This window comes from Streptomyces cadmiisoli, assembly GCF_003261055.1.
GTDB classification, from domain to species: Bacteria; Actinomycetota; Actinomycetes; order Streptomycetales; family Streptomycetaceae; genus Streptomyces; species Streptomyces cadmiisoli.
In genome coordinates this window covers 6,868,208-6,881,024 of sequence record NZ_CP030073.1, presented here as the reverse complement: position 1 = coordinate 6,881,024, position 12,817 = coordinate 6,868,208, and the positions used below count along the sequence as shown (strand labels likewise).

Below are 12,817 nucleotides of genomic sequence, written 5' to 3'. Positions count from 1 at the left end.
CTCACCGTCAGCATTCCGTCACCACCGCCTGTGCCGCGGTCGCCCCGGCCGGCCCGCCCGTCGCACGAGCACCGCACGACGGACCCGGCGTCCGCGCCTCGGCGCACGCCCCCTCGGCACAGGAGCGCACGCCCTCTCGGCGCACGAGCGCATGTTGCCTCAGCGCACGCCGAGAGCCCGGTCGCGCGCGGCGCGGAAAGCGGCGTGCGCGGCACGGTCCGGATACGACCAGGGGCGTGCGGTGACATGGTCGCCGATGCGCTGGAACAGGGCGGCGGCCTCGGCGTCCCTGCCTTCGCAGTACTTGGCGTGGGCGAGGTAGTTCAGGTCGACCAGGCGGCGCGGGTGGCCGTCCTGCTCCCACTCCAGCCACCAGTCGAAGGCCGCGCTCATCACCCGGCGGGCCCCTCGGGTGCACCAGTGGTCCGAGGCGGCCGGGTCGGAGGGCTCGCACCCGGAGGTGGCCAGGGCGCGGTACCGCTCCGCCCGGGCGACGACCGGCAGCACGGCGAGGGGGGAGTCGGCGGGGGCGCGCCGGGCGGCCCGGTCGGCGAAGTCGTACACCTCGTGCGCCGGGTCCGGGCCGTCGGCGCCCTCCTCGGCGAGGCGGGCGACCATCAGGTGGTGGGCGTGGTGGTGGTCGGCGCAGCGTGCCCGGACCTGCTCGAACGCCCGGACCACCGCGTCGCGCGTGCCCAGGGCTCGCTCCAGCATGAGCAGGCCGAGCCAGGGGGTGGGATCGGCCGGGGCGAGCACGACGGCGGCGCGGCACGCCTCACGGGCGCAGTCGGGCGTGCCCTTGCGGCGCAGCGCGCGACGCACCTGCGCCAGGGCGAGCAGGACGGCGGCGTCGGCCGAGCCGGGCTCCGCGGCGAGCCACTCGTGGGCCCAGGCGGCGCTGTACGGTTCCAGCGCGAGGACGGTGACGCGGTGTCCGCGCCGGTCCCAGTCGTCGCCGGTGCGGGCGAGCAGGGAGCGGGCGACCTGCCAGCGGCCCTGTGCGAGGGCGGTGCGTGCGGCGCCCAGCTCCGTGTCGTCCAGGGCCGCGTCGAAGGCCCGGTCCGCGCACTCTCGGGCACGGGTGGGCGGGGGTAAGAACACCGTGGGACTTGGACTTTCCTCAGGTGACGTTGCCGGATGCCGGCCCGCGATCGGGCCGACGACCGCACAGCAAACCCATAGCCAACGCTTTCCGTCAAGCCGGGCCGGTTCTCGGCGGCCGTCAACTGCCTTGTGGGCAACGGGACTTGCCGAGGGCGCGGACCTGCGTCCCGGCCCGGTACGGTTCGCGCACGGGCGGGCGCACCCGCTCCCCATCGACGCCCCTGGATGTGACGTGTGCCATGGCGCGGTGGTGCCGGGCACCCGACCATGGCCGTGCGGCCGCGTCGGCCCCACCGCTCCGCTCGGCGGGGCGCCCCGGACGACGAGCCGCCACGGTCGCTCGCACGTGTCCCCCTTTCCTCCGCCCGGTGCCCGTCACCCGGTGGATGATCAGTGAGGTAGGCAGCTTGTCGGTACTGGTCCTGGCCCTCGCCGTGAGCGCCGCGTGCTGTCTGGGGTTCGGCTTCGTCCTCCAGCAGAGCGCGGCCCAGCGGGCGCCGCTCGGCGACTTCCTCTCCCCGCGGCTGCTGCTCGACCTGATGAAGGTGCCGAGCTGGCTCGGCGGGACAGCTCTGATGGTGGCCGGCATGGCGCTCGGCGCCGCGGCCCTCGCCCAGGGCCGGCTCTCCCTGGTGGAACCGCTCCTCGCCACCAACCTGCTGTTCGCCCTCGCCCTGTCCCGCCGGCGGACCGGCTGCCCGCTGGGCCGCCAGGGCTGGGCGGGCCTCGCGCTGCTCGCGGGCGGTGTCACCGCGTTCCTCCTGGCCGGCGAACCGCACGGGGGCGGCGCCGTCGCGGATCCGCTGCGGCTGTGGCTGATCATCGGCGGGACGGTGGGCACGGCGCTGCTGCTGGCGACGTACGCCCGCCGCGTCCGGCTGACCTCCGGCCCGGTGCTGCTGGCCCTGGCCGCCGGGCTGCTGTACGGCGTGCAGGACGCGCTGACCCGGGTCAGCGGCGAACTGTTCGCCGCGGGCGGACCGGCGCAGTTGCTGACCTCCTGGCAGCCGTACGCCGTGCTGCTGCTCGGCGTCACGGGGCTGATCCTGGTCCAGAGCGCGTTCGAGAGCGCGTCCCTGCGCAAGTCGCTGCCCGCTCTCACCGCCGCCCAGCCCCTGGCCGGGATCGCCTGCGGCGTGGGCTTCCTCGGCGACCGGCTGCGCACCGACGCCGGCGCGCCGGCCTGGGAAGCGACGGGTCTGATCGCGGTGGTGGCCGGCATCGTCCTGCTCGGCCTGCACCCGGCGATGCCGCGCGGCGCGCGCACCCCGGCCCGCGTTCCGGCACTCCAGACGCCCTGAGGCGGGCGCGGCCCCGCCCCGCCGGGAGCGTCGCCCCGTGCCGTCGTGGCCGGTCGCGGGGTCACGGGGAGCGGGACACGATCCGCCGCCCGGCCCCGGCCTGCTTGGATGGCCGTATGAGCGCTGCTGACGAAATCCTCGACATCGTCGACGAGCAGGACCGGGTCATCGGGCAGTCCCCGCGTGGGGAGGCGTACGCGCGCGGGCTCCGCCACCGGTGCGTCTTCATCCTGGCCCGGGACACGGAGGGCCGGATCTTCGTCCACCGCCGCACCCCGACCAAGCTGGTGTTCCCCGGGCTCCACGACATGTTCGTCGGCGGTGTCGTCGGGGCGGGCGAGTCCTACGACGACGCGGCGCTGCGTGAGGCCGAGGAGGAGCTCGGCGTCACGGGCCTCCCCCGTCCGGAGTATCTGTTCAAGTTCCTCTACGACAACGGCGCCGGGCACGCCTGGTGGTGCGCCGTCCACCAGGTGCGCTGCGACCTGCCGGTCCGGCCGCAGGTCGAGGAGGTCGCCTGGCACGACTTCCTGACCGAGGCGGAGGTGCGGCGACGGCTCGACGAGTGGGAGTGGGTGCCGGACGGGCTGGCCGCCTACCGGCGGCTGCACGCGTTCCGGTCCGAAAGCTGACGGCGGGCCCGCGGCCCCTGCCGTCGCCCCGCCGTGACACGGCCCACCTGTCCCCCGGAACGCCCGGCGACGGCCACGGTGGCCCCGAGCGGACCCGGCTAGAGTCGCGCACGTGATCGACATCGTACGGAGCGTCCGGCTGTGGTTCGCACCCGAGCGGATCCGGACGGAGGGCGCCACCCCCGACTACCGGTTCTCGCTGGCGAACGAGCGTACGTTCCTGGCCTGGCTGCGCACGGCCCTCGCGCTGATCGGCGGCGGGTTCGCGGTGGACCAGTTCCTGCCCGATCTGAGCCGGGGCTGGCGGGTCGGGCTGGCGCTCGCGCTGCTGGCCGCGGGCGTGCTGTGCTCCCTGCGGGCGGTCGATCACTGGATGCGCTGCGAACGCGCCATGCGCCGCGGCGAGGACCTGCCGGTCTCCCGCTTCCCGGCGCTGCTGTCCCTCGTCGTCGCGGTGGTGGCCGTGGCGATGGTGATCGTCGTACTGGTCGGGTGGGAGGCGTGACCGGGACCGCCGCGCGGGAGCGGGATCCGGGGCTCCAGCCGGAGCGCACCCGGCTCGCCTGGCGGCGCACCACGCTGTCGGGGACGGTGGCCGCCGTGCTCGCGATGCGGACCGCGCTGCACGGCGGTGCCTCGGCCGTCCGGATCGTCGTCTGCGCCCTGTGCTTCGCCCTCTGGCTGGTCTTCCTGCTGGTGGCCCACCACCGGATCGGCGCCCTGACGGCGACCGACCGCCCCCGGGCCCTCTCGGCCCGCCACGCGGTGGCGGCGGTGGCGTGCACCGTGGCCATGGCGGCCTGCGCGTCGGCACTCGTCCTCTGAAACGCCACCGGGTCCGCGGGGCAGGTACGCGGTCGGGTCCGCAGGTCGGGTCCGGGTCGGCAGTCGCACGCCACGCACCCCGAATGTCGGGATATGTTCTCTTCGCATGGCAGCCTGTCCGTCGTCATCACCCGGACCACGAAGGTGAACGCCATGACCACCCTCCACCAGGAACACTCCGCGCACCCGCACGCCCACGGCCCGGCCTGCGGGCACGACGAGGTTCCGCACGGCGACCACATCGACTACGCGCACGACGGTCACCTGCACCGCGAGCACGACGGGCACTGGGACGAGTGCGAGCCCAGCGGGCACGCCGCCCACGCGGACCACGACCACCAGCACGACGAGAACTGCGGCCACCTGCGGGTCCAGCACGGCGACCACGTCGACTACCTGCACGACGGCCACCGGCACGCCGCGCACAACGGCCACTGGGACGACCACTGAGCGTCCGGCACCCGCCGCCGGCGGCCGCCGACCACCCCTTCGCAGCTCCCCGCCGACCCGGGCGGGGAGCTGTCGGCCTATCGTGGCCCGGGTCACGTTCACGCGACACTCTGGACTACATACCGACCGGTCGGCATCATTGGTCGAGTCCTGTTTCCCGTGTCCGTAGGAGCGACGATGGTTGCCGACCACCCGCCTGGCCTCGATCCCGACCGGCTGCGCGGTCTGCTCGACCGCGAACGGCCGGGCCTGGTGCACGGCCCGCTGACCGGCCGGCTGATCGAGGGCGGACGGTCGAACCTCACCTACGCCGTCACCGACGGCGCGTCGCAGTGGGTCGTACGCCGGCCGCCGCTCGGTCACGTGCTGGCCACCGCGCACGACATGCGGCGCGAACACCGGGTGATCAGCGCCCTGCACCCGACGAACGTGCCGGTGCCGCGTCCGGTGCTGCTGTGCGAGGACGAGGAGGTGCTCGGAGCGCCGTTCTACGTCATGGAGTTCGTGCCCGGCACCCCGTACCGCACCGCGGACCAGCTCACCCCGCTCGGCCCCGAGCGCACCAGGGACGCGGTGCTGTCGCTGGTGGACACGCTCGTCGACCTGCACGCGGTGGACCCCGCCGAGGTGGGCCTCGCGGACTTCGGCCGCCCCGAGGGCTTCCTGGACCGGCAGCTGCGCCGCTGGGGCAAGCAGCTGGACGCCTCCCGCAACCGTGAACTGGCCGGCATCGACGAGCTGCACGCGGCGCTCGGCCGGGAGCTGCCCCGCTCCCCCGCGCCGACCGTGGTGCACGGCGACTACCGGCTGGACAACGTCCTGATCGGCGCCGACGACCGGATCACGGCGATCCTCGACTGGGAGATGTCCACGCTCGGCGACCCGCTGACCGATCTCGGCCTGCTGGTGATGTACAGCACCCCGCTGGGCACGTCGCACTCGCCGGTCTCCACCACCGCCGAGGCCGCCGGGCACCCGGCCCCGGCCGAGATCGTCGAGCGGTACGCCGCCCGCTCCGGGCGGGACGCCGCGGCGATCTCCTGGTACACGGCGTTCGCCTGGTTCAAGCTCGCCGTGATCCTCGAGGGCATCCACTACCGCTACACGCTCGGGCAGACCGTCGGCGGCGGCTTCGACCGCATCGGCGAGCTGGTCCCCGTCTTCATCGAGCACGGCCTGACCACTCTTCAGGAAGGCTGATCCGTCATGGACTTCGCGTTCGACGCACGCACCGAGGAGCTGCGCGCCAAGCTGCTCGCCTTCATGGACGAGTACGTCCACCCGGCCGAACGGGTCGCGCACGAGCAGCGCGAGCGGCTCGCCTCGCCGTGGGACACCCCGCCGGTCGTCGAGGAGCTGAAGGCCGAGGCGCGCCGCCAGGGGCTGTGGAACCTCTTCCTGCCCGACTCCGAGTACGGCGCGGGGCTCACCAACCTCCAGTACGCCCCGCTGGCCGAGATCACCGGCCGGTCCCCGCAGCTCGCGCCGACCGCGACGAACTGCGCCGCGCCGGACACCGGGAACATGGAGGTGCTCGCGCAGTTCGGCGACGAGCGGCAGAAGAAGCAGTGGCTCCAGCCGCTGCTCGCCGGTGAGATCCGGTCGGCGTTCGCGATGACGGAGCCGGACGTCGCGTCCTCCGACGCCACGAACATCACGACGCACATCGAGCGGGACGGCGACGAGTACGTCATCACGGGCCGCAAGTGGTACATCTCCGGCGCGATGAACCCGGACTGCGCGATCTTCATCGTGATGGGCAAGACCGACCCGGACGGGACGGACCCGCGCCGGCAGCAGTCCATGGTCCTGGTGCCGCGCGACACGCCCGGCGTCACCATCCGGCGCGCGATGCAGGTCTTCGGCTACGAGGACCACTACCACGGCGGCCACGCCGAGGTGGTCTTCGACCACGCGCGCGTGCCGGTGTCCCATCTGATCGGCGAGGAGGGCGGCGGCTTCGCCATCGCCCAGGCGCGGCTCGGTCCCGGCCGGATCCACCACTGCATGCGGCTGATCGGCATGGCCGAGCGGGCGATCGAACTGATGTGCCGCAGGGCCGTGGACCGTACGGCCTTCGGCAAGGCGCTGGCCCAGCAGGGCGTGGTGCACAACTGGATCGCGGACGCGCGGGTGGCCGTCGAGCAACTGCGGCTGCTGGTGCTGAAGACGGCGTGGATGATGGACACGGTCGGCAACCGGGGCGCCCACACGGAGATCCAGGCGATCAAGATCGCCACGCCCCGCACCGTCGTCGGCATCCTCGACAAGGCGATCCAGTTGCACGGCGCGGGCGGCGTCAGCCAGGACTTCCCGCTGGCGGAGCTGTACGCGGGAGCCCGGACCCTGATGATCGCCGACGGCCCGGACGAGGTGCACCAGCGGTCGCTGGCGCGGCGGGAACTGAAGAAGTACCTGTGAGCGGCCGGACGCGGTGCGGTCCCGGCCGGGACCGCACCGCGTCCGCACCGTTCGCGCCGTTCAGGGCCGCAGCGCGCGCAGCAGCAGGTCGGCCAGCTGGTCGGCGACCTCCTGCGGGCTGAGCGGGCCGTCGGGCCGGTACCAGGTCGACAGATGGTGGACCGAGCCGAAGTGGTAGTCGACGACGAGGTCGGCGGGTGTGGCGGCGGAGAAGACGCCCGCCTGCTGGCCCTCCTCGATGAGCGCGCGGAAGCGCTCGTGGTAGCGCCGGCGCTCGGCCCGCACCTGCTTGTTCTTCTCCGGGCTCAGATGGTGCATGGAGCGGAAGAAGATCATCGCGTCGTCGAGGTTCTCGATCGTCGTGACCACCACGTCGGCCGCCGCGGCCCGCAGCCGCTTCTCGACCGGCTCGTCGGCGTCGGCGAAGGCGTCGAGGCGCTCCTGCTGCACGCGCAGGACACGGGCGTAGACCTCGTGCAGGAGGTCGTCCTTGGAGCCGAAGTAGTGGTACAGCGCACCCTTGGTGACGCCGGCCGCCTCGACGATCTCCTGCACCGAGGTGCGGTCGTATCCCTGCTCGGCGAAGAGCCGGGTGGCGGCGGCAAGGAGCCGCTGAGGAACTGGGGCTCCCTCTCCGTCCGTCGTCCTGGGCACTGCCGCCACCTGCCTTTCCGTGATGACTCACTGACTCTCGCGTGAACGGGAACGCAATTCCCGACGGAGGATCTTCCCACTCGCCGTCTTCGGCAAGTCGGGCAGGACCTCCACCTGCCGCGGGTACTTGTAGGCGGCCAGTCTCTCCTTGCAGTACGCGGCGAGCGCGTCCGGGTCCGCCTCGGCTCCCGGGCGCAGGCTGATGTAGGCCTTGACGGTCTCTCCCCGGTAGCCGTCGGGGACGCCGACGACGGCCGCCTCGCGTACGGCCGGGTGGGTGTACAGCACGTCCTCGACCTCGCGCGGCCAGACCTTGAAGCCGGACGCGTTGATCATGTCCTTCTTGCGGTCGACGACGTACAGCCAGCCCTCGGTGTCCATGAACCCGATGTCGCCGGTGCGCAGCTCGCCGCCGGGGAAGGTCTCGGCGGTGGCGTCGGGCCGCCGCCAGTAGCCGGGCACGACCTGCGGGCCGCGTACGACGATCTCGCCCTGCTCCCCGAACGGCAGCTCCGCACCCTGGTCGTCGACGATGCGCACGACCGTGTCGGGTCCCGGCACGCCCACGGCCAGGGTTCCCGAACCCGGGTCGACGGGCGCCTCGCGGCCGGGCGGGACGGCGGCGCACGGCGCGGTGCACTCGGTGAGCCCGTAGCCGTTGCGGATGTACGGCCCGAAGCCGGCCCGGAACTTCTCCACCAGGGCCGGCGGCAGCGGGGCGCCTCCGGAGGAGATGATCCGGAAGGACGAGAAGTGGTCCGGGGTGACGGAGGGGTGGGCGGCCAGCGCCATGAACGCGGTCGACGGGCCGACCGTGTAGTGCGGCCGGTGCGCGGCGAACGCCTCCAGGACGACGCCGGCCTCGAAGCGGTGGGCCAGCACCAGGGTGCCCGCGCTGTTCAGACAGGCGCCGAACTGGCAGACCATGCCGGTGATGTGGAACAGCGGCGCCATCGCGAAGTACACCGGCGCGTCGGGCAGGGCGAGGCCGGTCCGCTGCCGCTCGGCGTTGTACATGATGTTGCCGTGGGTGTTGGTGGCTCCCTTGGGGGTGCCGCTGGTGCCGGAGGTGTAGCTGATCAGCGCGATGTCGGCCGGGCCGGGGTCGCGGTCCTCGGGGGCCGGGTGCCCGTGCCGGGCGACGGAGACGAGGTCGTCGGCGTCCGCCGCCCGCGGGAGCGGCTCGAAGCCGAGCACGCGCGTGTCGTGCCGGGTCTGGAAGTCCAGCTCGCTGGCGGTGAGCGCGATCCGCACCGGCGAGTCGGCGGCGGCCTCGCGCAGATACGCCTCCCAGGCCCGCTCGGAGCAGATCAGCGCGGTCACCCCGCCGTCCCGCAGTACGTGCCCCGCCTCCGCCGACTTGTACATCGGGTTGACCGGGACGACGACCGCGCCCGCCTTCCAGGCGCCGAGCACGGCGAGTACGAAGTGCGGCGAGTTCTGCAGGAGCACGGCGACCCGGTCGCCGCGCTCCAGACCGCGCGCGGCGAGGTGCCCGGCGACCGAGTCGCTGAGCAGGTCGACGTCGCGGTAGCTCAGCCGCCCGTCGAAGTAGGTGAGGAAGGTACGGTCCGGCGCCTCGGTGACCGCCCGGCGCAGCGCGTGCACCAGGGAGTCGGCGGGGTCGACCGGGGCGCGCTGGGCGTCGTCGAGCAGCGCCAGCCAGGGCTTGGCCGCGTACCGTGAGCCGGTCACCGCAGCGACTCCCACTTCTGCTGGAGGTGGTTCATGTTGCCGAGCCAGCGCTCCGGATCGGCGGCCCGCGCCCGGTAGTACTCGGCGACCTCGGGGTGCGGCAGGATCAGGAAGCGGTCCTCCTCGATGCCCTTGAACAGCGCGTCCGCCACGTCCTCGGGCGCGATCGCGGTCGGCACCAGCACCAGGTCGCCCGCGCTGCCGGTGCCGGCCAGCATGTCGGTGCGCACGCCCTGCGGGCAGATCGCGTGGACCTTCAGACCCCGGTGGCGGTACGTCAGGGACAGCCACTCCGCGAAGGCGTAGGCGCCGTGCTTGGTGACGCTGTAGGGCGCGGCGCCGATCATGGTGAGCAGCCCGGCGGCGGACACCGTGGAGACGAACCGCCCGCTGCCGCGTTCCAGCCAGTCCGGCAGCAGGGCCTGCGCGGCGCGGACATGGGCCATCACGTTGACGTCCCAGGCGAGTTCCCAGACGGGCTCGCCCGCGTCCTCCGAGCCGCCCGAGGCGACACCGGCGTTCGCGCAGTAGACGTCGACCGTGCCGCCGAGCGCGTCCCTCGCCCGGTCGAGGACGGCGGAGGCGTCGCCCGCGACGGCGATCCCGCCGATCTCCTCGGCGACCGCCTCCGCCTTGCCGGCGTCCAGGTCGTTGACCACCACGCGCGCGCCCTCGGCGGCGAATCGGCGGGCCAGCGCGGCTCCGATGCCGCCCCCCGCTCCGGTGACGACCACTCCCGTACCCTGCACGGCTTCCACGACGACCGGTCTCCTTCGGGGCTGACGCGCCTGCGGCTCTGCCGGGTCAGACTAACCGGTCGGTATGTGGTAGAGGAAGGGTGACGCGACGTCGTGCGAGCGGGTGGCCGCGGGGCCGCGCGACTGCGCCGAACGGCTGGGCCGGTCTCCCGCGGCCCGCACCTTCCGCACCACCCGGGTAAGCGCTTAACGTGCCCATGCCACTGTCAATCCGGTCCCGGAGGTCACTCATGCACCTGTCCAGACGCGGTCTGCTCGCCACGACCACGGCAGTCGCATCCCTGTCCGCGGCGTCCCCGAACACCGCGGCGGGGCATTCGGCCTCCCCGGCCACCGGCAAGGGGCACCGCGGGCGCACCGGCTTCGAGCGGCTGGCCGCCGACGGCTACGCGCTCCTGGACGGCGACCGGGTCGGCGTGGTCACCAACCCGACCGGCATCACCAGGGACGTACGCCACATCGTCGACGTGATGCACGCCGACGACCGTGTGAACCTCACCGCGGTCTTCGGTCCCGAGCACGGCTTCCGCGGCACGGCCCAGGCCGGCGGCTCCGAGGGCCGCTACGACGACCCGGCGACCGGGCTGCCCGTCTACGACACCTACCTCAAGAGCGGGCAGCCGCTCGCCGACATCTTCACGGCGTCGCAGGTGGACACGGTCGTCTTCGACATCCAGGACGCGGGCGCGCGCTTCTACACCTACATCTGGACGCTGTTCGACTGCATGGAGGCGGCCGCCCTGGCGGGCAAGCGCCTCGTGGTGCTCGACCGGCCCAACCCGGTGACCGGGCGATCGGCCGACGGCCCCGTGCTGCACAAGGAGTTCGCCACCTTCGTCGGACGGCAGCCCATCTCCCAGGCGCACGGCATGACCGTCGCGGAACTGGCCCGGCTGTTCAACGGGGAGTTCCTGGCCTCGCCGGTGCGGCTGGACACCGTGCAGATGACTGGCTGGCGGCGGTCGGACTTCTACGACGCCTCCGGGCTGCCGTGGGTGCCGCCGAGCCCCAACATGCCGACGCCCGAGACCGCCCTGGTGTATTCGGGGACGTGCCTGTTCGAGGGGACGAACCTGTCGGAGGGGCGCGGGACCACCAGACCGTTCGAACTGCTCGGCGCGGAGGGCGTCGACGGGCGCTGGGCCGCCGCCGCCAACGAGCTGGACCTGCCGGGCGTGCGCTTCAGGGAGGCGTACTTCGCGCCGACCTTCTCGAAGTTCCAGGGCAAGACCGTCGGGGGCGTGCAGCTCCATGTGCACGACCGGGCGGCGTACGACCCGGTGCGCACCGGGATCGCCCTGCTGGTGACCGCGAAGAAGACCTGGAGCGGCTTCGCCTGGCGTCCGGACAACTGGATCGACAAGCTCACCGGCTCCACCCTGGTCCGCACGATGATCGACGCCGGCGCGGACACCGACGACGTGGTGGCGGGCTGGCAGCAGGAGCTCGCGGCCTTCCGGCGGGTGCGCAGGGAGTACCTCCTGTACCGCTGAACCGGAAGCGCCATGACGTATGGCCAACAACGCCCGTTGGCAGGACGATGCGACCGCATCGCACCTCGGCGGGCGATTGGGGGCCTGTCATGGCGGATCCGGCAGTGAGCGTGTCTCCCTACTGGGAGCTGACCTTCGACGCGGACGGCGACCCGCACGGCCGGCAGCGGGACCGGCTGCTGGCCGGCGTCCCGGAGCGCGGCGTGCGGGACCTGGTCGTCTTCGCGCACGGCTGGAACAGCGACCGTTCCGCCGCGACCGCGCTGTGCAGCCGCTTCCTCGCCCCGTTCCCCGAACTGGCGCCGCGGGCACGCATCGGATACGTGGGGGTGGTCTGGCCGTCGATGCGGTTCGCGGACGAGCCGATCCCGGACTTCCCGCGGTCCGTGGCGGCCGAGACGCCGCGCCGCCCGGCGCTCGACAAGGACACACGGCACGCCCTGCTGGAGACCTTCCCGGGGCGGGCGACGGTGATCGACCAGCTCGCGCGGCTGCTGGACCAGCAGCCGCGCGAGGACGCCGAGCTGGACGAGTTCGCCCGGCTGGTGCGGCTGCTGGTGGAACTCGTACCGCCGGGCCCCCAGGCGCTGTTCGCGGCGGACACACTGGCGGAGGGGGTGCCCCAGGACGAGCCCGCGATGTTCTTCGCGCCCGCGGCGTCGGTGTGCGCGCAGTTCGCGGCGGCGCTGGCCGGCTCGGCTCCGTCCCTCTCGCTGCCCGATCCCTGGGACGGCGCGCACGAACTGCTGCGGCAGGCGACCTACCACGCGATGAAGCGGCGGGCCGGCACCGTCGGGGAGCGCGGGCTCGGCCGGGTGGTCGGGCAGCTCGCCCGGGCCGTGCCCGGGGTGCGGGTGCATCTGGTCGGGCACAGCTTCGGCGCGCGGCTGGTGTCGTTCGCGCTGCGCGGGCTGCCCGAGGGGGTGCGCACGGTCAAGTCCGTCACCCTGCTCCAGGGCGCCTTCTCCCACTACGCCTTCGCCGCCCGCCTTCCGCACGACGCGCGCGCGGGCGGGGTGCTCCAGGGCCAGCACAACCGCATCGACGGCCCCCTGGTGTGCTGCCACTCCCGCCACGACTCGTCCCTCGGCACCTTCTATCCGCTGGCCTCCCGGATGGCGGGCGACGACCGCGGTCTGCTGGACCTCGACGCCCGGCGCGTCCTGGGCGAGCGGTGGGGCGCGATGGGGTTCGGCGGGGTCCGAGGGGTGCCGGGCACACGCGCGTTGACACTGGCGGAGGCGCTGCGGCAGCGACTGCCCGCCGGCGGCTGCGTCAACGTCGACGCCGCGGCGGTGGTCCGGCGCGGCGGGCCGCCGTCCGGCGCGCACAGCGACATCGTGCACCGGGAGCTGGCGCAAGTGGTGCTGACGGCGGGCCGCATCGGCGGGCCCGCCGCCGGGTGAGCGCTGTCGTGGCCGTGACCGCCGGGGCCCGGCGCACGATCGAGCGCGCGGGCCCGGTTCGAACTCGGCCCTCATCAG

13 protein-coding genes are annotated in these 12,817 nt (G+C 73.5%); 9 read left to right on the top strand and 4 right to left on the bottom strand.

The features are described 5' to 3' along the window. Positions 1 to 159: 159 nt before the first annotated feature. Positions 160 to 1,101, bottom strand: a complete 942-nt coding sequence (locus DN051_RS30205; RefSeq protein ID WP_112439949.1) for a hypothetical protein — start codon at positions 1,099 to 1,101, stop codon at positions 160 to 162. Positions 1,102 to 1,511: 410 nt separating this feature from the next. On the opposite strand from DN051_RS30205, the gene DN051_RS30200 reads away from it, so the two are divergent. From DN051_RS30200 to DN051_RS30170, 7 genes are all read left to right on the top strand, one after another. Further along, positions 1,512 to 2,405 carry a DMT family transporter gene (locus DN051_RS30200; RefSeq protein WP_112439947.1) on the top strand — a complete coding sequence of 298 codons (894 nt, stop codon included), beginning with the start codon at positions 1,512 to 1,514 and terminating at the stop codon, positions 2,403 to 2,405. A 116-nt stretch (positions 2,406 to 2,521) separates the two neighbouring features. Then, complete coding sequence (locus DN051_RS30195) at positions 2,522 to 3,037, top strand: NUDIX hydrolase (RefSeq protein ID WP_053758055.1); 516 nt, start codon at positions 2,522 to 2,524, stop codon at positions 3,035 to 3,037. 112 nt (positions 3,038 to 3,149) lie between these two features. After that, entirely contained in the window at positions 3,150 to 3,542 is a 393-nt protein-coding gene (locus tag DN051_RS30190; protein WP_053758056.1) for a YidH family protein, read from the top strand. Then, positions 3,539 to 3,862, top strand: a complete 324-nt coding sequence (locus DN051_RS30185) for a DUF202 domain-containing protein (protein ID WP_053758057.1) — start codon at positions 3,539 to 3,541, stop codon at positions 3,860 to 3,862. The genes DN051_RS30190 and DN051_RS30185 overlap by 4 nt, the downstream gene beginning before the upstream one ends. Before the next feature lie 153 nt (positions 3,863 to 4,015). Then, positions 4,016 to 4,312, top strand: a complete 297-nt coding sequence (locus DN051_RS30180) for a hypothetical protein (protein ID WP_053758157.1) — start codon at positions 4,016 to 4,018, stop codon at positions 4,310 to 4,312. Between the two features lie 177 nt (positions 4,313 to 4,489). Continuing rightward, complete coding sequence (locus DN051_RS30175) at positions 4,490 to 5,512, top strand: phosphotransferase family protein (RefSeq protein ID WP_112439945.1); 1,023 nt, start codon at positions 4,490 to 4,492, stop codon at positions 5,510 to 5,512. A 6-nt stretch (positions 5,513 to 5,518) separates the two neighbouring features. After that, a complete protein-coding gene (locus DN051_RS30170; RefSeq protein WP_053758059.1) occupies positions 5,519 to 6,733 on the top strand; it encodes an acyl-CoA dehydrogenase family protein in 1,215 nt (404 codons plus the stop codon). 60 nt (positions 6,734 to 6,793) lie between these two features. Here DN051_RS30170 and DN051_RS30165 read toward each other — a convergent pair whose 3' ends face one another. The 3 genes from DN051_RS30165 to DN051_RS30155 are packed head-to-tail and all read right to left on the bottom strand — an operon-like array spanning position 6,794 to position 9,840. Further along, on the bottom strand, positions 6,794 to 7,387 hold the full coding sequence (locus tag DN051_RS30165; protein WP_053758060.1) for a TetR/AcrR family transcriptional regulator: 594 nt from the start codon (positions 7,385 to 7,387) through the stop codon (positions 6,794 to 6,796). A 27-nt stretch (positions 7,388 to 7,414) separates the two neighbouring features. Further along, positions 7,415 to 9,082, bottom strand: a complete 1,668-nt coding sequence (locus tag DN051_RS30160; protein ID WP_112439943.1) for a class I adenylate-forming enzyme family protein — start codon at positions 9,080 to 9,082, stop codon at positions 7,415 to 7,417. After that, entirely contained in the window at positions 9,079 to 9,840 is a 762-nt protein-coding gene (locus tag DN051_RS30155) for an SDR family oxidoreductase (protein WP_053758062.1), read from the bottom strand. Before DN051_RS30155 ends, DN051_RS30160 begins: the two co-directional genes overlap by 4 nt. A gap of 230 nt (positions 9,841 to 10,070) precedes the next feature. Between DN051_RS30155 and DN051_RS30150 the strand changes: the two genes are divergently transcribed. Together DN051_RS30150 and DN051_RS30145 are read left to right on the top strand one after the other, a co-directional pair. Beyond that, positions 10,071 to 11,333 carry an exo-beta-N-acetylmuramidase NamZ family protein gene (locus DN051_RS30150; RefSeq protein ID WP_053758063.1) on the top strand — a complete coding sequence of 421 codons (1,263 nt, stop codon included), beginning with the start codon at positions 10,071 to 10,073 and terminating at the stop codon, positions 11,331 to 11,333. Positions 11,334 to 11,422: 89 nt separating this feature from the next. Further along, the gene (locus tag DN051_RS30145) at positions 11,423 to 12,739 is read left to right on the top strand and encodes a serine-threonine protein kinase (RefSeq protein WP_112439942.1); all 1,317 of its coding nucleotides are present in this window, start codon (positions 11,423 to 11,425) and stop codon (positions 12,737 to 12,739) included. Positions 12,740 to 12,817: the final 78 nt, after the last annotated feature.

Coding starts and splice junctions, on each gene's coding strand:
- DN051_RS30195 (WP_053758055.1), top strand. CDS start 2,522: ATGAGCGCTGCTGACGAAATCCTCGACATCGTCGACGAGCAGGACCGG.
- DN051_RS30180 (WP_053758157.1), top strand. CDS start 4,016: ATGACCACCCTCCACCAGGAACACTCCGCGCACCCGCACGCCCACGGC.
- DN051_RS30175 (WP_112439945.1), top strand. CDS start 4,490: ATGGTTGCCGACCACCCGCCTGGCCTCGATCCCGACCGGCTGCGCGGT.
- DN051_RS30170 (WP_053758059.1), top strand. CDS start 5,519: ATGGACTTCGCGTTCGACGCACGCACCGAGGAGCTGCGCGCCAAGCTG.
- DN051_RS30150 (WP_053758063.1), top strand. CDS start 10,071: ATGCACCTGTCCAGACGCGGTCTGCTCGCCACGACCACGGCAGTCGCA.
- DN051_RS30145 (WP_112439942.1), top strand. CDS start 11,423: ATGGCGGATCCGGCAGTGAGCGTGTCTCCCTACTGGGAGCTGACCTTC.